Raw genomic sequence first — 25,592 nt, forward strand, 5'->3', positions numbered from 1 at the left:
TTACTTTCTCCTACAGTAGACAAGTTACCCGGTATTGTTTTATTATTCTGCTATAAACAGCACGGCGTCCGCCACTACTGCGCCATCAGCACCATGATTGCTGATTTCTACATAAGCACTTTTACCCGCTTTGAACTGGTAAGTACCCAGATCTACCCACTCACCGGAAGTTTGTCCTTCTACTTTTACCGAGCCGGATAATAATGGCACCGCCTTCACTGTTTTACCGTCATTTACACTAATAACAGTGCTGGTGGCATGTGCATCCACACGCGGCACATAAGTATACACGTGATAACGTCCTCCTTTTTTAATCGCCGGCGTAAAGCGAACGGATTTTTCGCCACCATCTTTCGGATCCGCTTTGAGCAGGGAAGGCCCATATCCACCCCAGGTAATACGCTGCCAGTTACCAGTAACAGCCACCTGCTGCTGATCATCATTATCCACCAGGATTTCCGGGGTATGATGGTTGGCCAACGGATTATCGGTGAGCTGCTGTTGTACTTTCTTTACATTCACCTCCTGCACCGTGGTTTTACTGTTAATCGCTTCCACAGCGGCGGTAGCTGCAGATTGTGCCAGCACCATGAATACCGGCTCCATGCGGATAGATCCATAGGCAATATGCGAAGCAGATAAACAAACCGGTACCAACAGGTTTTTACAATCCGTTGCCTGGGGAATGATGGAACGATAAGAAACAGGGTACGGACCGAAGCCCCCTATCTGCACATCCCCTTCATTTTTCACCATACCGTTTACGACTATACGCTGACAGTTATGGGAATCCATCGTGTAGGCAGCCATCCCTACGCCATCGGTCACAGTTGCCTTGCCCTGGCAGTTGGCCTGTGTCATAACATAAGCGCCTACCATACGCCGCGCTTCGCGGATATAGAGCTGGGGCGACCAATGCCCGTTGTTCACATACTCATCTTTAGGATAACCCCAGGTTTGCATTTCCTGGCGCAGATGTAAAGGCATGCGTTCATCATGACCAATAAAGTACAGGAATCCTTTGGTGTAGGCCTCATGATCGGCGATTATTTTTTTCCGGGTAGCTTCATCTGCCTCGGGATAATTATAATTCATCCCAATCATATCCGTAGAAAAAGAACCATTGTTATTGATATCCGTTTTCCCGTTGGGCATTTTGCTAATGATGAGGATATTATTCAGGACTTTGGGATCTATCTTTTTTACAACCCTTAATAACAATTCATACCGGGCAGCATCGTAATTATCCGGCTGGGTAATGGGTATCCGGTTTTCCGGTTGGTTGGTTAAACAGATACGATAATTATAGGCCTGTACTTTCTTATCGCCGGTACCTGGTGCATCCAGCGTAGCAGGGCTAATGCCCCATAACAGTCCACTTTCCGGTTTGCCAGGTACCTGGTAAGGATCAATGCCATCGGGGAACTGGTGTTCTTTCATTAGCTGTACGCCATTGTAGGTTTCGTTGTACAGGCTGTTGGCTTCGCGCCCTACGGTATACGACACCCCGGCTTTGGCCATGAGGTCTCCTTCGTAGGAGCAATCGATAAACATTTTGGCTTTCACCACCTGGCCGTCCAGTTTTATTTCGGTGATGTATCCCTGTTCTTTTTTAACGCTGCTGAGATGGGCATCATACAGCACGTCTACTTTGCCTTCGCGGATATATTGCTGAAAGGTTTCGCTGGCCACATGAGGTTCAAAAATCCACTGCTCGAACTTACCGTAGTGACGGCCCACCCGGCGATAAAAATCACGGGAGATACCGCTAATCGCTGATTTGTTGCCAATATCGGTATAACCTAAACCTCCGGCACTAAGTCCCCCCAATTGTTTATCCGGAGAAACCAGCAACACAGTTTTGTTGAGTTGCTTCGCCGTATAGGCCGCAATTACACCGGCGGAGGTGCCGCCGTATACACAAACATCTACTTCTTTGGGTGTGCCTGCGTGGACCAGGCCTGCTGACAGTAACAGTACGCAGGGTAGCGTCATGATTTTTTTCAGTAGCATAGTAAGTATTTACTGTTGTTGAACAGATCAATATACCGCTGATTAAGTAAAAAAGGAAATGTGCTTATTCTTTAACAGGACAAACGGGCTTCACCGGCACTAATTTATTTAGTATTTCATAAAAACAGGAAAGCCTCAAACACCACTACAGCATGGCATTTAAGACTTTTCTGCATTATTCATTTGCTTTCTGTTACAAAAATACTAATATTTTTAGTAAAAACAAATCTAATTTTTTACTTTTCATCATGCGTATAAATCATGTTTCGTCCAGATCAGCGCATCGGTATCATAACCCAGGGCTTCCGCCTGTTCCAGGAAACGTTTTTTAGTTAATGCCGGCAACGTGGTAGTACGGGATAAAATCCACAGATACTTCCGGTTGTTGCCCACTACCAACGCATGCTTATAATGTTGATCGATATCGATGACATTATACCCTGCGTAAAACGGTCCGAAAAAAGATACTTTCAGTCGTGCTACATCTGGTGTTTCCACAAACTTTGCGATACCGGTGGTTTCTCTCCAAAGTTGTTTCTCCGGGCTAAAGCCCTTATTGTCTACTTCCAGTTCTCCCTGATCATTTAAGGAATAGGTAGCTGTTACATTGGTGAGGTTATGTTCAAACTTATAATCCAGCCGGGCTATTTCAAACCAGGTTCCCAGGTACCTCCGGACGTCAAAAGGCGATACTGCCCTGGCGCCCCTGGGGATAGATACTTTAAAGCTATTGTATAAAATAATGGCTGCAGCAGCAGATACACCTGCTGTTACCGCAATCGCAAGCAACTTTTTGTTATTCATACATATCTCCGTTTTGTCGATAAATGCATGCAAATACATTGCCTTTACCATCCCCCGCTACCAGCAGGCGCTGACAATAGTCAGCCGGGTACTACTGTGGCTTTTCCGCTACACTCCGGGGATATTTCATCATAAAACAGGGGCGTTATCGTGCTACACCAAATTCCACCTCATTGGCCCAATGTGCTTTCCAGTCCGGATGAAAGGCCCTCGCATTGCGTTTCGACACGCTCCGTTCTTTTGCCAGCTCCATGCAGCTGCCTGGCGCTCCGTTGTCATTTACCCGAAAGGATAATTTAATCCGTTGCCCTTTGTCTATTGCCTGCTTTATATCGGGTAATTCCGCCCAGGGAATCGCGCATTCTGTGATGAGTGTATTTCCTTCTCTGCGTATCACCAGCTGCCCGTCTCTCACCGGGCCTTCCCCGGCCGATTTGGGCTGCCTGGGGAAGAAGTGTTTCCGGTTGAGGCCTGGTGCCAGGAGCCGCCATATTTCCGTTCCACCTCCATACTCCGGCGCCACCTGGTTGAGGGCATATTCGTAGTCTGTGCATTTATACCCGGTATAGCGGGGCATGGTACCGGGGGGATAAGCCAACATGCCATCTTTTCCTTCCGGCAACACATTGAAGGCCAGCAGCACATTATCAAAAGTGTAGCCCAATCCTGAATTATCCGGCGTTACCGGGTTCCTGCGATAGGTATAATGTCGGACGCCGGCAGGCCATACCATGGGCAGTTTTACCGGTTCTTCCACTATCTGCAATTTTACTCCTGCGGGCAATGCAGGGGCGCAACCTACTATATAATGCCCGGTTTTGCCATACACGCCTTTCCAATTGCCCTTTGTATCCAGGTCTTCTTTTACAAAAATATTAGCTCCCGGTGTTGCTTCATCAAAAAGCAGGGCTGCCATTTTCACGGCGTACCACCAGTCGCGGCTCCGCAATACCATCCTTACCTTCCCGGATAACTGCAACACTTCCCAGGTACCGTTCCATAAATCGGGAACCACCCTTTGTAACAATTGTTTGCCACCACTGTATACTTCCAGTGTTACATTGGGTACCCGGAGATTAGGCAGGTATAGCGCCACCTGTGTAGGCGCCGGCAAATCCAGGTCAATGGCGAAAGCATTGGTGTTATCACTGCTTTCCAGGTAGTGCAGGGTACGTCCATTGTCGTCGGGTAGCTGCAGTGCACTGGCATCCACTGCCGGTACACTGCTTTCCTTGCTGAGCAAAGCACGCTGCATATCCATGGCATAAGCGGTATCCGGGTAAAAGAAATCGTCGTCCGGCCTCGAGGCAAACCGGTAGGTGCCGGGATGCGGTGTACTATCTGCTACTTTAGCGGCAAAGTAAAAGTAATGGTCATCATAAGCCACGTAACCGTTCGCATAGCCGTTAGCGTTCGTGTCAAAATTCCTGAACGGATACCAGGCGGCTTCTGTTAGGCTAACGGTGGCAGCTCCGCTACCAGATACCGTTTGCGGCAATGCGGTTTTCCAATCGTCCAATCGCCCGTCTACGTGTATGCTTAACCGTGATATTACATTGACGTGCATATTTTCGCGGTGGGTGGCCACCCCGTCGGCTCCGGCGTCAAAGGTAACCGACAGCGGATAGCTATTATTTGCAGTGGCTTCACCACCAATCACTTTTACCGGTATGGTGCGTGTTTCATGCGGAGCCAGGTGTACAGGTGCCGGCGCCTGCAGTTGCAGCACGCCCAGGGTAACATGAAGCTGTCCCTGTACCGGGCGGTTCAGGATATTGGTTAACTGCAATAACATCTCCGGCTGTGCAGCAATGGGAACGGTCATGTCTTTTGCAATCATTTCTACCGGCTCATACCCCTCTATCCGTGCAGTATCCAGTGTCGCCAGTAACCTGGCGAAAGAGCCTTTTGCGCCATTGGTCCGTAGGTAATAGCCCTGGCTGTTCAGTGGCACGGTTAACTTTCCGGCTACCGGCAAAATGAGATTGCCATAAAAATCAAACAACTGGAAACCGGCAGCGGGCAGTATCATCCGGCCACCCGAAAGGGGCGGATATCCATCAGCATTCTGCTGCCCTACACCCCGTACCCCTCTGAACAATACCTGTTCCGGCCCAAAGGCTTCTCCGATATCACCGCTGATAACAACGGTGCCATCATCTGCCTGTTGTCGTAAACCATCAAACACCATAATCCAGGGCAAGCCATTCGTAAAAAGCAGGCGGTTAAAATTCCGTTCACCTACCAGGTGTTGCACAGCTCCCAAAGCAGCAGCTGGCGACCAGGTAGCGGGAATACGATCTATCACTTTTACACCGGTAGGTGTTTTTATCTGTTGCGTATAATGTTCGCTTCCTCTTCCACCGGAATACATGTAGCCGGCATAAATGCCCATAGAACGATCATATCCGGCTGAACGGCTGGCTGCTACGGTAAGGCCTATACGATCATCAGTATTGCCCACCCAACTTTCCGTATCCCATATTTTTACCCGCCCTAGGGGAGATTGACGGTTGACCCACTCCGGGTAAATAGCCGGCGACTCCATTCCCTGGTAGTGAATGGAACAAAAATCGAAGATGGGCAAAAACGTCATTTTACCATCTGCAAACAATTTATCCCATGCATTAGAGTTAGAGTCGCCGCCACCTACCAGTACATCCGCCCCCTGCTTCCGGGCTTCCAGTACGGCCCCTGCCATCATTGTATATATTTCGCGATAACGTGGAATATCCGACTGCCAGCCGGAAATAGATAATCCTTCCCAGGGTTCATTCCATAGCGACACCGCCGTTACAGGTCCCCTGGGCCATCCATGTTTTACACAGAGGTGTTGCACAAATGTCTTGAAATCATTGTCAGACGAAGGCAACCATACATAATCCTGTTTCGTTTTCTTCATCACATCAGCGGAGTCCAGGAAAGAACGGGGCCGGTCCAACGGCTGTGGCCCCGTCCCCGCACCAAACATGAGTAGCACGGTAATATTGCGGCGATGATAGGCCGCCAACTTATTCTCAATAGCTGCCATCTTTTCTGCATAATCGGGCGCCGTTACAGGAGTATAGTCCACGCCCATGCGGATAGCCTGCACCCCCACGCGTTGCAGAAAATCTGGTCCCATATCGTCGAGCGACTGCTTCGGATATTGTATGCGTTCCGGGTTGGCTTTGAACGTCCGCACAAGGCTGGTGATAAAACGGCGGCCGTATGTACCCAGATCCAGCACCAATGCATAGCCCCCAAAACGGGCAGGTACTTCCGGGGAATAGTCCAGGTTCACATATCCTTTGGGTGAAATCTCCACCTTTACCGGATGTGTACTGATGGTTGCAAATTTCACCATCTCCGGTAACCATATATCGCCGGGACGCCCCTTGGTACCATAACTAATCAGTTCAATAGTTCCGGCAGTTATCAACGGTTCATTTAATTGATTCACCACCTGTATCGTATAGGCCGGTTGCTCTCCCGGCCAGAGTACATTGGTATTATTAGTGGCGTGTGCCAATGCCACCGTGTAGTTGTACTGACGAAGGTGATTTCGTACTCCCATCACCGTTTCATAGTTCACCCATTCTTCCGGGGCCTTCATTTGCGCCATGGCGCTGCCTGCACTGATCAGCATCAGCGCTATTATCCAGCTGTATTTCATCTGTTATTGCTTTATAAACTTCGATTGTCCGAGCACCCTGGCGTTGCCTGCGTCCATGATGACCAGAATATAGACATTAGCAGACAGTTGGCTGATGTCCACTTTTAAAGGATCACTACTTTTTGCCGATACTTGTTTTACCATTTTTCCCGTCAGGTCGTAGATGCAGAGCAAACAGTTTTTTGTGGTGGTACCAGCCGGTTTCAGTTCCGCATACAATACATTGCCTACCGGATTCGGATATACGCGCAATGCAGGTGTACTGGTTGCTAAAGCATGTACCGGCGCTGTTGTTGGTGTCCAGGTATACAATACTACTTTGTTAGCATTGTAATCATCTTTGGTGATGTAATACTCGCCGGTACTCCGGTGATACGCTTTAATTCCGTACTGGGAATCCACATCATTGCCTACATACACCGCGGGATTGCTGCTGTTCATGGTTAGCACCAATGCGCCACTAGTTAAGTCAAATACATCTATATCAGGAATGGCATAGTACCCCACAAAGAGATAGTTACCGGCAGCAGAAATGGACTTGGCTACTGCGCGACTAAGCGTAATAACGGTATTGGGTATACGATTACCAGCTATCCAGCCCCGGTATACTTCTATCCGGTTACCGATCAGCGTCCAATCTGCATTACCTCCTGCCAGTACCATCACATCTGAGGCAGGGACATACTCCAGCCGGTTCAACCGGGCAATGGATGCGGGTGTAGGGGTAGCTATAACAGGCCCCCATATGGGTTTACCGTTGGCGGCAAAACCGGTTAAAGGATAATGTTGTATAGCATTGGTTTTATCCTGTGAAATCCAGATATCTCCCAATGAGTCCAGGCAAAATCCGTTACGTACTTTTGAAATGGTGTCGCCAGGAATAGCAATGTACCCATCTGTAGCAGGATTGAAATAGTAGGTATAAAACACATCGGCATTCTGGTTATTAGCCACCAGTATGCGATGCCCGCCTACATTCGCCATGTGTCCGAAATGCTCTCCCCGGCCATGATCTCCCCACTGTATGCGCGCATCCTGCGGGTAACGGTAAGGATCCACAGTATTGGCTACATAACTGCCACCATCCGTGCCGGTATAGGAATAAATAATATTACCACTATACAACAGCTGGCCGTCGGTGCCTGCATCGGCGGCGGCTACACCTTCAAAATTAAGCGCCTGCAAAGTCCATAGTAAACTATCCGTAGTGCTGTAACAATGAATATCTGTAGCACCATTGCGTCCCAGGTCCCAGGTACCTCCCCAGGGATTATTCAACACATATAATTTACCAGTTGCATCCCGGCCAATACCCACTATCCTGGTGAAGCGCCTGGCACCTGTAGCACCGCGGATACCGGTAGATTCATCCAGATACCCCCCTGTTACGCCGAATGTTCCACTTAGTACAGGCGTTCCCGTTAGCTGGGTGTAGATTTTGATATTCATATCCGGTCCCTGATCTCCTACCAGCAATTGCCCCCGTGCGCTATCGGCATACAGGGCTGAAGGTCGCGCTGTGGCGCCCATTGATATCACTGGCCCGGCCGTACCGGTAGAATCGTAACACCGGATAGTGCCTGCGTTCAATTGCGCTACCCATACTGCTCCTGCGCTGTCTACGGCAATGGCGCCGGGATTATTCACCGGCCATTGCCGGATCAACGTTCCCGTAGTAGTAAATACTGCCACCCGGTTGCCACTGGAATCACTTACAAAGATCCGCCCCCCGGAAACGGCAATACCCTGTATCGCATCTGCTGTACCCGCGCTGGCGGCAAACAATAAGTCACGGGTTTTAGTAACACGGTTATAACGCCCTATTTTACCACTATTAGGCGCCTGCTGAGCAGTGAATATATAAGTGGCATTACCACCAATCGCGCTGCCCTGCGACTCTTTGTTTCCGCCCATAGATCCCAGTGTAGCCCCATTTTGGTAGATGCCTATATTACGTCCTTTCTCATCCCATAACGAGGCCGTATAAACGATTCCCTCCGGTGATACCCACATAGACCGGGCGCAATTACCTACATGGTTCGCCACATCCGGAAAAGTATTACCTACCCAGGTGGTAGTATACTGTGCATGGGCACCACACGCCCATGCCAGCGCTGTCAGGAAAATAGTAATGTGTTTCATTGGTATTATTTTGAGAGATGTTAATAACCATGATTTTGTGACAGCCGCGGATTACGGCCAATCTCCCGTAACGGAACAGGCCATAAGGTTTGATCTTCCGTGATTCCCAATACAGCGGCAGCCCTACCGGTACGCACCAGGTCATAAAAGCGATGGCCTTCAAAAGCCAGTTCTTTAAACCGTTCATTTTCTATTGCCAGTGTGAGGTTTGTTTCAGCACCCTGGGGGTAATCGTGTGGAGAAGCTACATCCAGCGGTAACCCAAATGCACGGCGACGGATAACGTTCAGCATCGCAATCGCGTCGGCTGTTTGACCAAGATGATCAAGCGCCTCCGCTCTCACCAGTATGATATCTGCCAGCCGTAAAGCAATGATATTGGGCTCGGTACCATTGGTCAAACGGGTATATTTATTTACATAGGGCAGCGACGGTGTAGCGGTACTAAAACCCAGTGCCGCCCCCTTCCGGATATCATCTGTTTCATAGGCAGCCACCATTTTATCAGTAGGCGCAACCTGGTAACTACCCGGTTGTAAACCGGCAGGAATACCATTTACCGGCACATAGTAACTAAACAGCCCGTTGCTTTGTGCCGAAGCACTTACATACTGTATTTCAAAAATGGATTCTGCACTGTTTTTACCACTGGTAGCAAACATGCCACAGTAAGCAGCACTACCGGTTACCAAACTATATACCGGGCTATTCATCACCTCCAGGGCTTTCGCAGCGGCGGCATCGTAATTTTTTACACTCAGGTAAGCCTTTGCCAGCAAGGCTTTGGCGCCACCCTGACTGGCCCGTCCGCGGGTAGATACTGCCGCGGCGAACGTTGGCGGCAACATTACTTCCGCCTGCTTCAGGTCCGAAATAATTTGCTTAAAAACACTGTCAACTGAACTGCGGGGAATTGTAAAATCAACATTGAAAGAAGTATAAGGCTCCAACACCAATGGCACACCACCATAAGCTTTCACCAGGTTGAAGTAAAAATAGGCTCTTAAAAAATAAGCTTCTCCCATCAACTGTTGCTTACGATCCGGCACAAACAGGCTGTCTTTCATAGCCGGCACATGTTTCAGCAAATCATTGGCCCTGCCAATGCCAGTATAGTTATTCTGCCAATAAGCGGCTACTATGGCATTGTCTACCGGGATACCATGCGTGCTAAACGGGCTGTAATTAATCAGCAACGCAGTTGTAGCATCCGATGCGGCGTCAAAAGCCAACGGGAACTGCGGCGCCAGGCTTTGTATGGCCGGATAAATGCCTATAGCAGCGCTTTCTGCATCATTACCCGTTTGCCAGAAATTCTCATCAGCAATGGAATATTCCGGCACCTGGTCCAATACTTTGGTACAGGAAGCAAATAATAACAGGATATAAACGAGTCGTAAATTTTTCATCGTAACTACTTTTAAAAGTTCACATTTAATCCAACCAGGAAAGTACGGGGTTGCGGCTGTACCGCCCAATCGATGCCCAGTTGCGAATTCTTCACCGACTGGTTCTGCGATTCCGGATCAAGGCCGGAATAGTTGGTCACCAGGAACAGGTTTTGTGCACTCACATATACCCTGGCACTGCTGATGCGTGCTTTTTTTATCAGGAGAGATGGGAACGTATAACCCAGTGTAATATTCTTCATACGAATGAACGATCCATCTTCCACAAACCGGTGCGATACCTCTCCGTTAGTCAGGCTACCCGGTACGGTAGGGTCATTGAAAACAGCTTTGGGCACATCGGTAATTGTACTTTGCGGCGTCCATCTATTCAGCGTACGTACGTCACCGTTATTATAGCTACTCATACGCTCCAGCATACTACGTGTTTGATTATATACCTTGTTGCCATAAGACCAGTACACAAAAAAGCTGAAGTCTATACCCTTATAACCAAAAGTGTTGGTTAACCCGCCGGTATAATCCGGGAGGGCATTTCCCAAAATCACCCGGTCGGCCGCAGTAATTTTTCCGTCTTTGTTAATATCATCATAGATCATGTTTCCGGTAGCGGGATCCACTCCTTTACTACGATACCCAAAGAAGGAACCAACAGGCTCGCCTACACGAAAAATGCTGGTAGGTAAGCTGGTAGAGAAAGAACCGGGTAAGCTTTCCGTAAAATCAGAGCTGGTTGGGTCTCCGGCAACGGTTTCGGGGAGACTGGTAATTTTATTCCGGTTGAAATACAGGTTAAAATTGGTGCCCCAGGTAAACTTGCCCCTGATATTATCGGTGTTGATCGCTATTTCCAATCCTTTATTCATCAGTTGCCCGATATTAGCACCATTCGTACGGGCAAAGCCAGAGGTATAGGGAAGATCCAGTTTAAAAATTAAACGATTCGTCAACTTGCGGTAAGCATCTACCGTAATATTAATCCTGTTGTCCAGGAATGCAACATCCAGTCCCAGGTTAGTTGCCGTAGTGGCTTCCCAGCTCAGGTCCACATTCGACAAAGAGGTAGCAGCAATACCAGCTTCTGTGCCGTAATTGTACCCGGTGGAATAAGTGGCGAGTGAGGGGAAGTCATTACCCAATCCTTCGTTATTGCCCGTTACCCCAATACTGGCACGGAGTTTCAGGTCATTGAAGAAACGTTGTTGTTTCATGAAATTTTCATTGATGATCCGCCATCCTGCCGATATGGAAGGGAAAAAACCATATCTTTTATTGGCGCCAAAACGGGAAGATCCATCAGTGCGCGCCACGCCTTCCAGCAGGTAACGATCATCATAGTTATAGCTGATCCTGCCGAAATAAGATACCAGGCCCCATTGTGAGCGGTAGTCTATCGGTGAAGACAACGAAGTAAACCCGGTAACGGCCTGTATAATATCTGTAGAATTGGTATTACCAGATACCCCTATTCTACGTACACTGGCCTCCTGTGCACTTTGTCCAAGCAGGGCGGTTAACTTATGTTTTCCTTTTAGCGCCGGCACATAAGACAATGTATTCTCATTCACCCATAAAAACTGTGTAAATACTGATACAAAGCCGGTAGCGGGGGAACCGTTATTCACCAGTTTTGATTGATAACGGTCGTCGGTCACTTGTTGGTTATCGAAGCCGAGGCTGGTTTTAAACTTCAAACCCGGCAGGATGGTGTATTCTCCGAAAACGTTGCCAATATAGCTGTTTACGATCGACTGAAACCGCAGGTTGTTGGCAATCATCACCGGGTTGGTCCAACGACGGTTAGGGTCCGTATAGTAGGTACCGTTAGGATTGTAAACAGGATCGTTGGGGTTCTCTATCAATGCCAGCGCCAATACCGACTGCCCCGAAAAGCTATTATCCATGCGGTTATTAATAGAACGTACCCCTGTTAAATTGACGCCAATTTTTAATTTATCAGAAGCCGCAAAATCGAAATTCACCCGCGCATTATAACGTTTGAAATGCTGTACACCAACAATCGTCCCGGTTTGATCGAGGTACCCCAGCGATACATAGTGCGACATTTTCCCATTTCCACCGGAGATGGATAAATTATAGTTCGACACCGGGGCAGATCTGAAGATAGCATCCTGCCAGTTGGTATTGCGGCCAGTGCTGACGATGGCCGGATCGGGTGCCAGTCCTGCGTTTACGCGCGATTCTTTAAACAGTTCCACGAACTGATCTCCGTTGAGCAATGGCAACCGCTTTGGAATATCTGCCACCCCGGTGTACATGCTGAAATTAAAGCGCGACTTTCCTTCTGTACCTCTTTTGGTAGTGATGAGAATAACACCGTTGGCGCCACGGGAACCGTAGATAGCAGCCGCGGCAGCATCTTTTAAAATTTCCACCGATTGTATATCGTTGGGATTAATATTATTGGTAGCAGTGATGCGCTGTCCATCACCGGAAATGCCATACTGCGCCGCGGGCAGGTTGCTCATCGGTACCCCGTCTATCACATATAGCGGACGGTTTTCTCCAAAGAGTGATCCGTTACCACGGATACGGATATACGTTTCATCGCCAGGTGCACCGGAATTCTGCACTACCTGCATACCGGCGGCTTTTCCCTGTAAAGCGGCATCCAGGTTGGTGACTGCTACGCCTGCCAGCTCACTCCCTTTTACAGATGTGATAGCGGAAGTAACATTCTTTTTTTGCTGCGTACCATATCCTACCACCACCAGGTCATTTAGTGACGCACTTTGTGACTTCAGGATAATACGTAATGGTTGAGAGCCGATGACAATCACCTCTTTTGATTCAAAGCCTACATACGAACATACCAATATGCTGTTTTCCCCGGGTACTGAAACGGTGAAATTCCCTTGTCCGTCGGAAGTAGCGCCCATAGCCGTATTTTTTACCCGGATGGTTACACCGGGTAGTGGCTGCCCTTTTTCATCTGCAACACTACCGGAAACGGACAAACGATTTAATTCAGCCTTGCCTGACAAAGGTGTTTCTTTCCTGGTAACCACGATAATCTTATCTGCTACTTCATATTGCAGGGAAAGACGGTCCAGGAAAGGTTTCAGCACTTGTTGCCAGGGTTCATTCTTACACTCCAGTGATACACTGTTCAGCGCCGGAGATGCTTGTCCCCGCCAGATAAAGGAGTAACCGGTTTGCTGTTTAAACAGGGAGAATACTTTTTCCAGTGGCACATTTTTAACCGCAATGGTGACATTTTGCGCCATACTGAAAATGGGCAGCAGCGCTACCACCAGCAACATCCATAGCGATTTGGCCGGTAGTCGCTTTATAATAGCATACATACCAAGGGTAAGGAACTTCATATTTTTCAGTCGTGGATTTAAACGTTAGTAATCATAAATCGTGGAAATTGTTTGCATGCCATTCCCCTGCCGAGGGCCCTCAGCACTGGTTTTTCACAGCAATCGTATACGTGGTGTATGCGTGCAACAATCAGGTCATGGATTATTCATTTAGATGATCATTTAATTGGCAGCCTCGTAAGGCAGTACAGTAATTACTTTTCCCTGTATCTTAAAACGAACGATTTTGGTGAGCGCTAGTGCTTTCAATAATTGCGGAATGGGTGCGCTGCGGGCGATGATACCGGAAAGTTGTACTGCGGACAGGTCTCCTTCATACTTTACTTCCACATCATACCAACGGGCAACTTCCCGCATAATGTTACGGATATTTGTTTCACGGAAATAAAACTCTCCATTCTTCCAACCCAGTGTTTCAGCCATATCCGGTTGCCGGATCTGCAGCTGACCGGAGGCAGAGAGCCAAACTGCCTGTTGTCCCGGATGTAGTAATGTAGCTGCGTTGATTTTCACAGCGCCCTGCACCAGCGTAGTTTTCACGGCTTCTTCATCGCTATAGGCCATTACGTTAAATGCGGTACCCAATACCTGTATGTCCATTCCTTTGGTAGCCACTACGAAAGGTTTCCTGTCGTCTCTAGCGATGTCGAAGTAGGCTTCTCCCGATACTTCCACCCGCCTGTTCTCTGCCGTAAAAGCAGCAGGATAGCGGATAGAGGAGGCAGCATTTAACCATACTTCTGAGCCATCGGGTAAGGTGAGGTGGTATTGGCTGCCATTGGGGGTTTGCATTGTATTAAACAAGGTGGTGCCATCACTTCCTCCGGCAACATGGTAAGCCAATGCACCGTTGGCCAGTTTCACTACCTGCGTTCCGCCCTGTTGTGCAATGGTACCAATACCGGCGCTGTCGGGCAATATGCGGGTACCATCTCCCAAAATCAATACCGGATGGGTAGATGATAATGTTTGTCCTGCTAACACTGGTGCACGCAACGCGCGGTGTAAAGACCAGCGCCAGCTAATCGTAAACAACAAGCCAAAGATGGCAGCAGCGGCCGCATATTTAAACCATGAACGGGAAATCAGTGGTGCCGGCAAACGATGTATCACCGGATCAATCGCTTCCTGCTGCCGTACTTTTTGCATGATCTCGGCTGCCATCTCCCCGGCGTTATAGTCTGCCTGCTCGGCAAATGCCGGGTTCGTAAACGCCTGTTGCAGTAATTGCGACAACAGGGCTTTATTCTCCGGCAGCATAGCCATAGCCCTGAACTGCAGCAATTCTTCGGCAGACAACGCGCCATTCATATACTGGTTAAATAATGTTTCAAACGTTTTGTCAGACATACGTGATGGCAGATTTTAGCGACTCCAAAACGCCCCGCTCTTATAAGGACGGAAAATAAAACAGGGGTAAGACAGTCATCCCGGAAAAAAATTTGACAAGAAAAGTAAAAGGATAAAAACGCCCTCTGCATGATGGCGCAGGTACTCCCGGATACTACGCAAAGCCCTTACAATATAGGTTTGGGAACTGACCACAGAAATATTCAGTTGTTGCGAGATCTGCACGTGGCTCAGGCCATTAAAACGATGTAGTACAAATACCTGCTTTACTTTCTCCGGCAGCTGCTCGATGGCGGCCAACAGGATTTTTTCCAGTTCCTTATACTCCAGCGTGCTCTGCGCATCGCTAAAAGGTACCACCGCCAAATGATCCGTGAGTGTATCCAGGTTATCCGTATGAAATACTTTTTTCCGCACATGATCCATGATCAGGTTGCGGGCACATACATATATAAAGGCACCGGTATTTTCTACTTCCGGCAACTTTTCCCGGCTATTCCATAGTTTCACGAAGATATCCTGTGAAAGATCTTTGGCCTGCTCAGGCGATCGGGTGAGCCGGAGGGCAGTACCGTAAATCTGCGGCCAGTATTGCTGTACCAGCACCTGGAAGCTCCGCTCATCTCCATTGGCAATGGAGAGCAATAGTTCCTTTTCATTAGCGTGGATCAATGGTGGCAGCAGTTAGTCATACGGGTAGTGATACATGAAAATAATACAACCGCCGCTAATTTGCAAAATGCATTGATAGATTTTTGGGGAAATGACAGCGGCGAAGTAATCTTACTCCGCCGCCGCCAAATTTGATATCTTCTTAAAATAAAGAGGAAATCACTGGTTATTTAACTGTTGCTGGAAAAGCTCCAGGAATTGTCCTACATGATAGCCATCCATCAGTGCATGATGTACATGTACCGATACCGGCATTAACTTCCGCCCGTTTTCGGTGCTCATCTTCCCAAAAGCTATTTTCGGGCAGCTGTCTTTAAACGAAAAACTACGGGCATGAGAAACCGATGTAAAATTAATCCAGGGCATAGAAGAGTAATGGATCACATTTTCGCCGGATACGGCGGGTACTAAACCGGTGCTGTTCCGCACCCGTTCTGTTTCTTTGGTACTATGCAGCGCAAACTCATGGAAGTCCTGGTAGTAATCCATGTAGGCAAAACCAAACGTGCCATCCGGGCGGTTAATAGTAGGCGATGCATGCACCTGGTCATACACCCACACAGCGCCATCGTTGATCCGGTAGCGGAAAGGTGTGACTTCATTGGCTGCCACCAGCGATTTGTGCAGGTACCAGAGAAAAAAGGAACTACCGGTTGCTTTTGCCTGCTCATAGGCCACTGTTACATCTACGGTGACGCAAACACCAAAAAAAGGTTCTTCAAAACGGCCGAAGAACTGAAATTGATCTTTCCTTGGCCAGGTATCCAGGTTTAATAATTGTTTCATGCTATTAATTGGGGTAACAGTTCTGTTACCGTGGTAAATTGATAAAAACGGGGATCTTCGATGGTGGCGTCCACATGTTCATGCGCCCAGGTGGTATGGAATGGAATATGCACCGCATGGCCTCCTATGGCCAGCACCGGCATTACATCCGACTTCAGGGAGTTCCCAATCATCAGGAATTCTTCCGGACGGCAGTCCAGGTGCTTCAGCAACTTGGTATAATCCCCTTCTTTTTTATCGCTCATAATTTCTATATGATGGAAATAGTGCTCGAGGCCGGATTTTCTCAGTTTCCTTTCCTGGTCCAGCAGGTCTCCTTTGGTGGCTACTACCAGCCGGTATTTACCAGATAGTGCCTGCAGTACGCCTTCTATGCCGTCCAGCAATTCGATGGGTTTGTTCAGCATTTCCTGGCCGTATTCAATGACTTTATGCAGTATTTCCGGACGGGCCGTATTTTCCGTTACCCGCAACACGGTTTCTATCATACATAACATGAATGCCTTAATACCATAGCCATACAAAGGCAGGTTAGCCATCTCCGTTTTAAATAGCTCCTGCGACACGGTATGATGTGGCAGGTAATCTTCCAGCAGGCTGCAAAAACGGGCTTCCGTTTCCTGGAAATAGGGTTCATTTACCCAAAGCGTATCGTCTGCATCAAAGGCTATGACGCTAATATGATTGATCATTGTTATTTTTACATTTATACGGATGCAAAAATAAATCGGACCACTGAATAAAACGGGACAATTGTCCCAATACCCGGATATATGTTACGGACGAACCAGGCTTTTTTAAATTTTATGGAGACTTATACCGCCAATAACCCGGCGGTGATACAAAAATCTTTTGCCCCGGGTACCCGGTTGATACAGCAGGGCGATACCATCCGGCATGCATATATTATCCTGGAGGGTATCACGAAGTGTTATATAGCGGAAGATAACGGGAAAGACTACATTTTCGAATTCCTGGGTAAAGGCGAAATCATCGGAGAACTGGAAGCCATTAACAAAGGTGCCTGTTTGTGTAATATTGAAGCTATCACCCCGGTGCAGGTATATGCCATTCCACATACCTTGTTCAACACACTGGTACAAACCAATCCTACTTTTAACCAGCTGCTGTTACAGGAGTTAGCTACGCGGATTAGTCAAACCTGTATCCGTTCCTCCTATCAGCAGCTATACCCGGTAGAATACGCCCTGTTGCGCCTGCTCACCCTGGAAGCCGATCAACACCTGCTGCTGGCCAAACGGGACATGGCCGCCTACCTGGGTATTTCTGTGAGGAGCTTTAACCGCACGCTGAAAGAACTACGGGAGCGTAATATCATGCAAACCACCGGTCTGCAGATCGATTTAACCAAACAACAACTGGAAAACATTTTAAAACGGTTTGAAGAATAAACCTTCCTCCTTTTTGCCCCCACTGCTATCATCCGCCATCGGTTGCAACCCCGTCGCAGGAAATTAATTTTGCCAGGTCGCAAAAATGACCTTATTTTATTTCACTCAAGTAACACGAAGACCACTCAAAATAACCACTCAAAAAACTATTCATATGAATACCCCTTCGTGTCCCTAAACGGCGACCAGCAACATTTTCTACGCGCTCACTATAACCACTAATCACCTACTTTTTATGCAAAGTAATTACCAACGTTTCCTTGGCCCGGTTTTCAAAAGAGCACATATTGCCGCACGCCGGGCGGAAATTACGCGACAATCTGCCCTGCTCGGAGGAAAGGAAGGATTCCAAACATTCCTGACGGAAGAAATCCTGGCCGATGAGCAACCTATTGTTATTCCGCCAGAATTCAACGGGAAAGATTATGTAACCTTCCTGTTGCATATCGATGCAGAAATTGAACACGGACTGATGCTGCAATACCTCTATGCCGCCTACAGCCTGGGAGGTCCGCAGGTACCGGAAAAATACCGGGAACAGGTAAGCGCCTGGCAGGAAATCATCCTGGGTATTGCGAAAGAAGAAATGGGACACTTTGTATCGGTACAGAATGTACTAAAGCTCATTGGCGCCCCCCTGCATTTCGAAAGACAGGACTATCCCTGGGATACGCCCTTCTATCCTTTCCCGTTCAAGCTGGAGCCACTCACCCTGGATTCCCTTGCCAAATACGTATATGCAGAAGCTCCCGCCAGCTTCATCGAGAGCGAAGATCCGCTGGCGATAGAAATCAGAACCCGCGTACATGCAGAAGTAGCCAACCCCAATACCGTAGGCGCCCTGTTTCATGTGCTGCTGCACCTGATACAAGATAATAAAGTGATTGGCGATGAAATATTCCAGGCCGACACCTACCCCTTCCAGGCCAAATTTGATGAATGGGGCCGCGGATATAAAGGCGGGCAACGGGGCAATACCCGGCACGGCAACCCTGCCGGCGCCCCCGACGTACTGGTAATGCCACTGGCCAGCAGAGATGATGCCTACAACGCCCTCAACGCCATCGCGGAACAGGGAGAAGATAATACCACCGAATCCGGCGAACCCTCCCACTTTATCCGCTTTAAAAAAGTGTATGAAGAAATGCGCACTGTCATCGCCGAAGCCGGCAGCGCCTGGGGCCCCGCCAGACCCGTAGCGGTAAACCCCTACATCCCCTCCGATACAGACGATGAAAGCTCCGACCCTTCCGAAGGACAAACCTCCGATGAAGAACGTGATAAAATCACCAACCCGGAAGCACAAAACTGGGGGCACCTCTTTAACCTGCGCTACCGGATACTGCTGAATTTCCTTACACATAGTTTTGTGTTGGAAGATGGGTTAAACGCGGTAGGTGACATGACACCGAGAGGGCTCATCATTAACTCTACCTTTGGAGAGATGTATAACCTCCGGAGCATCGCCACTGCCATGGTACAAATGCCCCTGCATACCGGCGGCGGCCACAAAACAGCCGGCCCTCCTTTCCTCACCCCCTACACGCTGGCATTGCCCACCGGAGAACATAACCGCTGGCGCACACATGCCGATCTGCTCCAGGCTTCTGCTACCATCATTCGAACCCTGCTGCTGACAACGCCGGAAAAAAATCATCGCTACCTCTACGCGTTGAAAGAAGCAGACCACAAATTGCTACACATCATCAAAGACATGCTGGCCGTTAACGCCTGCAATGCACGCTAAAATTACTGACTATGAAAATCACTGAAATACGCATACTGCCCCCTTTTGCAATCGCCCGGCTGGGTTCATCATCCACACCCGTGGCAGCGTACGACCTGGAAGTACCCGCACACAAACCACTGGGCTTCCGGAAAATTGTACCACAACCCACATTCACTATTGATCCCACTACACATGAATTAAGTGTAGACACCCCCAATGAAATTATTTTTAAAGATGCCCTCAGCACTACCGATACCAGCGGCACCATCCGGCCGGTAGCCCCGTTCCTGGAAGTGTTTGCGGTCACCGACAGCCAACCCGGCGTGCTGGTACCACTCACCCCCGCCCTGATGGAACAGGCAGGACTCGCCCTGGCAGACCTGGTATGGGATGTACACCTGTACAATTCCAAAATCATGCGTAGAACCGGCGAGCCCGATGATAACATCTTCGCCAAAGTGGTGATCCGGAATGATTTTACGCCCAAGCCAGTATTGGCCGATTGTAACAATTTCATCACCGGCGCACAACTTCCGCTGGGAACCTTACAATTTATAAAACCCTCCGCTGAATTTCCGGGTATCCGTCTCCGTTATACCCCCGGCGGTGGTAAAGTATATGGCGCATCGCTCTATAGTATCAAGGCCAAAGGCCTGGCGCCTACCCTTGATCCCAATATCACCAGCGACGCGCAACTGTTGTACAACCCCGATAAACCGTGGGCACACTATAGCGAGTCACCCAACTTCAATCCGAAGTACACCATGCCGGCACAGATTTTTGCCGGCTATTCCGACAGCGACGGCAATCAATATAGCTGGGGATATATTGATGATGAATGCGACGGCACCGTTACAGTAACCATTGGCTCCCTGACAGCCAGCGCACACATATGTGCCGGCCCGCCAGCCTTTGCACCGGATATATTACCCATCCGCGCTATCTCCGATGAACTGGAACAAATCCTGCTGGGCACAGAAAGAGAAGGTGAAGTATCTATTGATGAAGCAGAAGAAATTGTGCGCCGCGCCTTTGAATCCATTTCCCTCATGAATACCGCCGTAATGAACGGCAACCCGATCAATGGCAGATGGAATGTGGCCAGCACCATGGTACGACAAGATACCAACGACTTTGGCCGCTTATATGAACCCATCATGGCCGGCTCTATTGTTGACAACCTCGCACTGCAAGCCCTGCATGAACGCGTATTCAACGGGCTCAGTACCGGCATGGCTGCCTGGTTTGCAGATGCGCTGCGTCGCCCCAATAAAATCGGCGACCTGTCCGATAAAGAACGACGTAAAATGCCCGGCCTCATGCGGGGCGCCGATGGCCGCGGGTTAACACTCACCTACCGCATGATCAATACCGTGATCAAAGCCGCCGCCAATGCCATGTTTGAAAACAATAACGTAGACGGTAGTACGCTAACGCCTACCCGCAACAACGGTATCCTGGCAAACGACTTCCACGCACAAATATATTATCGCGGAGAAGGAAACCCTTACAGTGTACTGTCCAGGGCCGCCATCTCCAACTGCTTCCCCGGACTGGAATCTGATTTCAGAAACCTCTGGCGATACCTCTTCCAGGGCTTAACCGTCAGCGAAAATGATAACTATGTGCTGGAAGAAACACCTGCCCTGAAAGGACTGGCCGGACGCCGCATTGTTGGCATCAACGGTAAACCTACCATGGTAAAGGGAGAAGGCCCCGTATTTCCAGGCGGCGACAATGTAGACCTCACCACCTCCGACAATCCCAATGGCGCCGCCTTCATGGAATGGTCTAACTTCATCGCCTCCCTCAACCTGAAAGGCGGCGATACCGTGACCCTGCATTTCACACCCGGCGAAGCTACCCTCCCCGTACTGGTGACAGCAGACCAGCTAAAAAATACCACCAACTTCCCCACCTTCTCTTTTGTAGTCAGGGAAATTTTCACGCCCAACACCGCCGCTATTTCACCGGATATTCTTCGCCCCGGAGAGCTCACACAAGGCTTGTGCGCACCGTGGCAAAACGATTACCGCGAATGCGCGTGTTACTATTGGGCTGCCACCCGTCCGGACTATGTAAACATTACACCCGGCGACAATGGCCTCAGCAAAGGGGATATGTGGCTGGCGAAAAAACGTACCGGCGAATATATCCCGGATAACCGGGTAGACACCCGCCTGTTCTCTTACAACGATTTATTCCAGAACTGGGAAGGAGAACTCAATTTTATTATTAATGGTCGTGATGCACTGAGTAGCGGCATTACCCCGCATATGCCCACCGACGGCCACCACATTGCCACCGGAGGGGCGGACACTTTCCCCTGGACTAAAAAAGAACAACAACAGCAGGTCACCGCGGATAAACGAAAAAAACAATAATCATGTCTGCTCCTTCTCCCTCAAATAACATCAAACACTCACTCAACACGATTGCCAGCGAACTGGCATCGCAGATAGCCCGGCAATCTTTGCCGGGCTCTTCTCAAATACATATTGTGCCGTCTACCGGCCGCACGCAGTTATTTGTAAGCAATGGCAGCCGGCTGCATATCATATCTCCCGAAAAAGCACAATACTTTCAACAACTCATCAGCCAACAGGATGAAGAAAGCATTCAGGCAGCATTGACAGACATGGGACTACAACATCCTGCACTGATTGATGATACCCCGCTAAGCAGTCCACCGGTATATGCCCTCTCCCTCGCCATTGCACAGAAATGCAATATGGGCTGCACCTATTGCTACGCCGACCAGGGCGACTTTGGCGGCCCCGCCAAAAACATGCAGCTGGATACCGCGCAACAATCTATTGATCTACTATTGAAAGACGCGGCACCCGGTGGCCGGGTACAACTCACTTTCCTTGGTGGCGAACCACTGATGAACCGTACCGCGCTACGGGCTGCAACGATATACGCCGCTAATGCCGGCGCGAAAAAAAATGTGCAGGTCAACTTTTCGCTGACCACCAATGGTACGCTGCTCCGGGAAGAAGACGCCGCATTTTTTGAAGAACATGGCTTTGCCGTGACCATCAGCCTGGACGGCATCGGCGCCCAACACGATCAGCAACGCCCCATGAAAAATGGCGACGGCTCCTACCAGCGCATCATCGAAAAAATTCAGCCGTTGCTGGCACTACAGCGCCGGATGCAGGTATCCGCCAGGGTAACAGTAACGCCTACCCAAAAAGATCTTGGTAACACCCTGCTCGAATTTGTACAGATGGGATTTCACAGCGTGGGCTTTTCCCCCCTGTTACGCGCTGCCAATGGCCGTGATGAAATGACCCAACAAGACCTGGAAGTAATGCTCGAAGGTATGATCGGCTGCGGACTACTCTTTGAACAACACGTGATGCAGGGCAAACGCTTCCCGTTTCTAAATATGATTAACGCGTTAAAAGAAATTGCCAAAGGTACCCACCGCCCCTACCCTTGCGGCGCAGGAGCAGGATACATGGGCGTTTCCGCCGATGGCGACCTGTTTGCCTGTCATCGCTTCGTGAACGAAGCCGCCGGCAGCATGGGCAATATCCGCGACGGCGTAGATGCTACCCTGCAAAACAACTGGCTGGCATCGCGGCATGTACACCAACAACTCCCCTGCAACAGCTGCTGGGCGAAATATCTATGCGGAGGTGGTTGTCATCATGAAGTATTGGAAAAAGGCCGCCACGCCTGTGATTATATCCGTGGCTGGTTACATTATACGATGCAGGCCCACGAACGCTTAAGCAGACTGGCGCCCGATTGGTACAGATAGTCCCTATTATTTTACATGGAATTATACGACATTGTTATTATCGGGGCCGGACCGGCCGGCACCTGCGCCGCATTGCGGCTGTTATCACTGGGCTACCGCGTAGCCCTCGTGGAAAGCGAGCTATTTCCACGCCCCCAAATTGGAGAATCGCTATCCCCGGGTATACATGGCATCTTTGATTACCTCGGCGCCGCTGACCTGCTAAAAACAGCGCATTGCCAGCACCAGTTACCCGCCGAAATAATCTGGGAATCACAACAACCACTTTTACAGACGCCACAAACACGTGGCCACGGCGTTATGGTAGACCGGGGTATACTGGATAAAGACTTGCTGCAACTCGCCGTAGCACGCGGGCTGCAACTATTCCAGCCGGCGAGGTATGAAAGTAGCCGGCATAACGGTAGCAACTGGGAAATAACTATCCGGCCATATTACAAAGATCTGCTAACCCTGCCGGCCACATTTATATTGGATGCGCGGGGCCGTAAAGCCATCCGGCGGCAACAACGCCTGCTCACGGCTCCCTCCATGGCAGCCATATGGGCCTATGTACCTGCTTCCCGGATGCCCGCCCGTACCTGTGTGGAAGCCGTACCCGATGGCTGGATATGGGGCGCACCGCTACACGATGGCCGGTACCGGATGATTACATTTAGCTCCTCCGATGCCATCAAACGGCAACGCCTACACGATATATATAATGGGCTGTTGCAGCAGTCGCTTTTATTCCGGCAAAGCCGGGAATTGCATCCCTTACAATCCTGTGCCGTGACGGCCTACACCCATACACAGCCCTGGCAGCATTACCGGCTGCAACTGGGCGAAGCTGCCTTTGCCATTGATCCCCTTTCTTCTACCGGCGTAGAAAAAGCTATGCGTTGCGCATTACAGGCCGTGATTGCCGTCAACACTATGCTGAAAGGCGGAGATATGCAGTTGGCACAGCAATTTTATGAAGATAGAATAATCGGATCGGTGGTGAATCATACCCGCTGGACACAGCAATACTATGCGCAGGCATGGCCGGGAACTGCTCATCGCTTCTGGCAGGAACACGGCAGTAGCTATCTCCCGGAAAAATATATAGCTACTCCTTTTACAGAAAAACTGAGCAATGCCTTACAGGAAGAAAAGCCGATGACACCGACTTCTCCTGAAAAAGCCATCAACATTAACTACATGTTACAGCAACTATGGAACGGGAAGCCGGTCGTATCGCCGGCTATTAGCTATGTACCCGCTTCCTGTGTAGTCAATGATTGCCTGGAAATAAAAACCGCCATTAAACATCCTAACCTGCCGGGAGAAATGGCTTTTCTCGAAACAATGGAAATATATCCTTTGCTGAAAATGGCGGCGCATACACCTACTTTTGGCAGCCTGGTGACCGCCTGGAGTAAACTGATGCCTTTCCATCGGGCCGCAAAAATGGCCATCTACCTATGGGATAAAAAAGTGCTGTTACCAGCATAAAAAAGTGCACCGCCCATGCGGTGCACCCTCCTTTTCTAGTTAGCTTCTACCGCAGTATAGATACCCCGGTCCATGGTAATGCCCAGTCGTTGCAGCATTTCACCGGGATTAAATCCCTGCTCACGGTATAAGGCCTGTACCTCTTCTTTCGCTTTTGCCAGCGCTGCTTTGCTCTCCCACTTTGCTACGGTAACGCAGTGGAGATTGCCTTGTTCATCTGTGAAATCATATTCTGCATCGGTAATAAATCCGGGCAGGGTTTTAATGAACCGGCGGTTAAGGTTGGTGCGCGCTTTAAACTCCCCCACCGCATTAGCGGGTACCACGAATTTATCGATAAACTGTACCTGGTCTTTTAAAGGTGCTGCGGAGGCAAGTTCAGCAGGCAAAGCATCCAGCGACTGCAAAATCCCGAAACGATCAATATGTGCATCTACCCCCACAATTTTTCCGTCTTTTAATTCATAGATCGTTACGCCATTGCCTGTAATGGCTTTACCGGTGGGAGGCACATTACGGAACACCCCTTTTTGCGTACCAGACCATTTCCACCTGGCAACTACGGTATTGCCTTCCCCGACCAGCGTAACCAATGTCCACTGAAGATCGGGGAAACCATGATACAACGGCATAAACGGATTTTTAAACCCTTCAACACCCGGCCCCCCCGGGCCTTTAAACGTATCTGCCACAAAGCCTGGTAATAATTCAAATTGTTTTTTATTCAATACCACTGCATATAATTTTTCTATGATCGCTTTGTTGTTTTCCATGGTAACTGTTTTTGTAGTGTGAAGATGTTTATGGGTTTGCTGTGCTCCTGCTATTCCGGGTGTCATCATACCTGCCAATAGCAGGGATATCTTTACTGTGCTTGTTTTCATGGCATTTATTTTATACAAAAGTAGCCCCGCCGCCAAACCTGGAATTGTAAAAAATCATTGATTTATGCTGAATTCAAACCCGGAGTGCCGGGTTTCAAGAAGGGGCGTTGGGGTTTGCCGCCAGCGGGGGATTTTTACGGG

At 49.2% G+C, this 25,592-nt stretch carries 16 protein-coding genes; 5 read left to right on the forward strand and 11 right to left on the reverse strand.

Annotation, left to right across the window (positions count from 1 at the left end; translation table 11 throughout):
• Nucleotides 1–42 precede the first annotated feature (42 nt).
• The 10 genes from AC5ZC7_RS16025 to AC5ZC7_RS16070 all read right to left on the reverse strand — a co-directional run bounded on the left by AC5ZC7_RS16025 (nt 43) and on the right by AC5ZC7_RS16070 (nt 16,870).
• On the reverse strand, nt 43–2,013 hold the full coding sequence (locus tag AC5ZC7_RS16025; protein ID WP_496157911.1) for an FAD-dependent oxidoreductase: 1,971 nt from the start codon (nt 2,011–2,013) through the stop codon (nt 43–45).
• A gap of 246 nt (nt 2,014–2,259) precedes the next feature.
• The gene (locus AC5ZC7_RS16030; RefSeq protein ID WP_496157910.1) at nt 2,260–2,817 is read right to left on the reverse strand and encodes a lipocalin family protein; all 558 of its coding nucleotides are present in this window, start codon (nt 2,815–2,817) and stop codon (nt 2,260–2,262) included.
• Between the two features lie 145 nt (nt 2,818–2,962).
• Entirely contained in the window at nt 2,963–6,472 is a 3,510-nt protein-coding gene (locus tag AC5ZC7_RS16035; RefSeq protein ID WP_496157909.1) for a DOMON domain-containing protein, read from the reverse strand.
• A 3-nt stretch (nt 6,473–6,475) separates the two neighbouring features.
• The gene (locus AC5ZC7_RS16040) at nt 6,476–8,614 is read right to left on the reverse strand and encodes a T9SS type A sorting domain-containing protein (protein ID WP_496157908.1); all 2,139 of its coding nucleotides are present in this window, start codon (nt 8,612–8,614) and stop codon (nt 6,476–6,478) included.
• A 20-nt stretch (nt 8,615–8,634) separates the two neighbouring features.
• Nucleotides 8,635–10,023, reverse strand: a complete 1,389-nt coding sequence (locus tag AC5ZC7_RS16045) for a RagB/SusD family nutrient uptake outer membrane protein (protein WP_496157907.1) — start codon at nt 10,021–10,023, stop codon at nt 8,635–8,637.
• 11 nt (nt 10,024–10,034) lie between these two features.
• Complete coding sequence (locus AC5ZC7_RS16050; RefSeq protein WP_496157906.1) at nt 10,035–13,370, reverse strand: SusC/RagA family TonB-linked outer membrane protein; 3,336 nt, start codon at nt 13,368–13,370, stop codon at nt 10,035–10,037.
• Between the two features lie 162 nt (nt 13,371–13,532).
• Nucleotides 13,533–14,720: a FecR domain-containing protein gene (locus AC5ZC7_RS16055; RefSeq protein WP_496157905.1), complete on the reverse strand. Its 1,188-nt coding sequence runs from the start codon at nt 14,718–14,720 to the stop codon at nt 13,533–13,535.
• Between the two features lie 75 nt (nt 14,721–14,795).
• A complete protein-coding gene (locus AC5ZC7_RS16060; protein ID WP_496157904.1) occupies nt 14,796–15,392 on the reverse strand; it encodes a sigma-70 family RNA polymerase sigma factor in 597 nt (198 codons plus the stop codon).
• A gap of 159 nt (nt 15,393–15,551) precedes the next feature.
• Nucleotides 15,552–16,178, reverse strand: coding sequence for a CatA-like O-acetyltransferase (locus AC5ZC7_RS16065; protein ID WP_496157903.1), 627 nt, complete (start codon nt 16,176–16,178; stop codon nt 15,552–15,554).
• Complete coding sequence (locus AC5ZC7_RS16070; RefSeq protein ID WP_496157902.1) at nt 16,175–16,870, reverse strand: HAD family hydrolase; 696 nt, start codon at nt 16,868–16,870, stop codon at nt 16,175–16,177. The genes AC5ZC7_RS16065 and AC5ZC7_RS16070 overlap by 4 nt, the downstream gene beginning before the upstream one ends.
• Nucleotides 16,871–16,984: 114 nt before the next feature.
• Here AC5ZC7_RS16070 and AC5ZC7_RS16075 point away from each other — a divergent pair, with 114 nt between their 5' ends.
• The 5 genes from AC5ZC7_RS16075 to qhpG all read left to right on the forward strand — a co-directional run bounded on the left by AC5ZC7_RS16075 (nt 16,985) and on the right by qhpG (nt 24,567).
• Entirely contained in the window at nt 16,985–17,590 is a 606-nt protein-coding gene (locus AC5ZC7_RS16075; RefSeq protein WP_496157901.1) for a cyclic nucleotide-binding domain-containing protein, read from the forward strand.
• Nucleotides 17,591–17,825: 235 nt separating this feature from the next.
• Nucleotides 17,826–19,337 carry a ferritin-like domain-containing protein gene (locus AC5ZC7_RS16080; protein WP_496157900.1) on the forward strand — a complete coding sequence of 504 codons (1,512 nt, stop codon included), beginning with the start codon at nt 17,826–17,828 and terminating at the stop codon, nt 19,335–19,337.
• 11 nt (nt 19,338–19,348) lie between these two features.
• Nucleotides 19,349–21,703 carry a hypothetical protein gene (locus AC5ZC7_RS16085; protein ID WP_496157899.1) on the forward strand — a complete coding sequence of 785 codons (2,355 nt, stop codon included), beginning with the start codon at nt 19,349–19,351 and terminating at the stop codon, nt 21,701–21,703.
• Between the two features lie 2 nt (nt 21,704–21,705).
• The gene (locus AC5ZC7_RS16090) at nt 21,706–23,091 is read left to right on the forward strand and encodes a radical SAM protein (protein ID WP_496157898.1); all 1,386 of its coding nucleotides are present in this window, start codon (nt 21,706–21,708) and stop codon (nt 23,089–23,091) included.
• Between the two features lie 15 nt (nt 23,092–23,106).
• On the forward strand, nt 23,107–24,567 hold the full coding sequence (gene qhpG / locus AC5ZC7_RS16095; protein WP_496157897.1) for a flavin-dependent monooxygenase QhpG: 1,461 nt from the start codon (nt 23,107–23,109) through the stop codon (nt 24,565–24,567).
• A gap of 35 nt (nt 24,568–24,602) precedes the next feature.
• Here the strand turns inward: qhpG and AC5ZC7_RS16100 are convergent, their stop codons facing one another.
• Complete coding sequence (locus AC5ZC7_RS16100; protein WP_496157896.1) at nt 24,603–25,451, reverse strand: ester cyclase; 849 nt, start codon at nt 25,449–25,451, stop codon at nt 24,603–24,605.
• Between the last annotated feature and the right edge of the window lie 141 nt (nt 25,452–25,592).

Source organism: Chitinophaga sp. 9-1-y, from assembly GCF_059511905.2.

Coding starts and splice junctions, on each gene's coding strand:
- AC5ZC7_RS16040 (WP_496157908.1), bottom strand. CDS start 8,614: ATGAAACACATTACTATTTTCCTGACAGCGCTGGCATGGGCGTGTGGT.
- AC5ZC7_RS16045 (WP_496157907.1), bottom strand. CDS start 10,023: ATGAAAAATTTACGACTCGTTTATATCCTGTTATTATTTGCTTCCTGT.
- AC5ZC7_RS16055 (WP_496157905.1), bottom strand. CDS start 14,720: ATGTCTGACAAAACGTTTGAAACATTATTTAACCAGTATATGAATGGC.
- AC5ZC7_RS16080 (WP_496157900.1), top strand. CDS start 17,826: ATGCAAAGTAATTACCAACGTTTCCTTGGCCCGGTTTTCAAAAGAGCA.
- AC5ZC7_RS16070 (WP_496157902.1), bottom strand. CDS start 16,870: ATGATCAATCATATTAGCGTCATAGCCTTTGATGCAGACGATACGCTT.
- AC5ZC7_RS16035 (WP_496157909.1), bottom strand. CDS start 6,472: ATGAAATACAGCTGGATAATAGCGCTGATGCTGATCAGTGCAGGCAGC.
- AC5ZC7_RS16030 (WP_496157910.1), bottom strand. CDS start 2,817: ATGAATAACAAAAAGTTGCTTGCGATTGCGGTAACAGCAGGTGTATCT.
- qhpG (WP_496157897.1), top strand. CDS start 23,107: ATGGAATTATACGACATTGTTATTATCGGGGCCGGACCGGCCGGCACC.
- AC5ZC7_RS16090 (WP_496157898.1), top strand. CDS start 21,706: ATGTCTGCTCCTTCTCCCTCAAATAACATCAAACACTCACTCAACACG.
- AC5ZC7_RS16050 (WP_496157906.1), bottom strand. CDS start 13,370: ATGAAGTTCCTTACCCTTGGTATGTATGCTATTATAAAGCGACTACCG.
- AC5ZC7_RS16065 (WP_496157903.1), bottom strand. CDS start 16,178: ATGAAACAATTATTAAACCTGGATACCTGGCCAAGGAAAGATCAATTT.
- AC5ZC7_RS16100 (WP_496157896.1), bottom strand. CDS start 25,451: ATGAAAACAAGCACAGTAAAGATATCCCTGCTATTGGCAGGTATGATG.
- AC5ZC7_RS16085 (WP_496157899.1), top strand. CDS start 19,349: ATGAAAATCACTGAAATACGCATACTGCCCCCTTTTGCAATCGCCCGG.
- AC5ZC7_RS16075 (WP_496157901.1), top strand. CDS start 16,985: ATGGAGACTTATACCGCCAATAACCCGGCGGTGATACAAAAATCTTTT.
- AC5ZC7_RS16025 (WP_496157911.1), bottom strand. CDS start 2,013: ATGCTACTGAAAAAAATCATGACGCTACCCTGCGTACTGTTACTGTCA.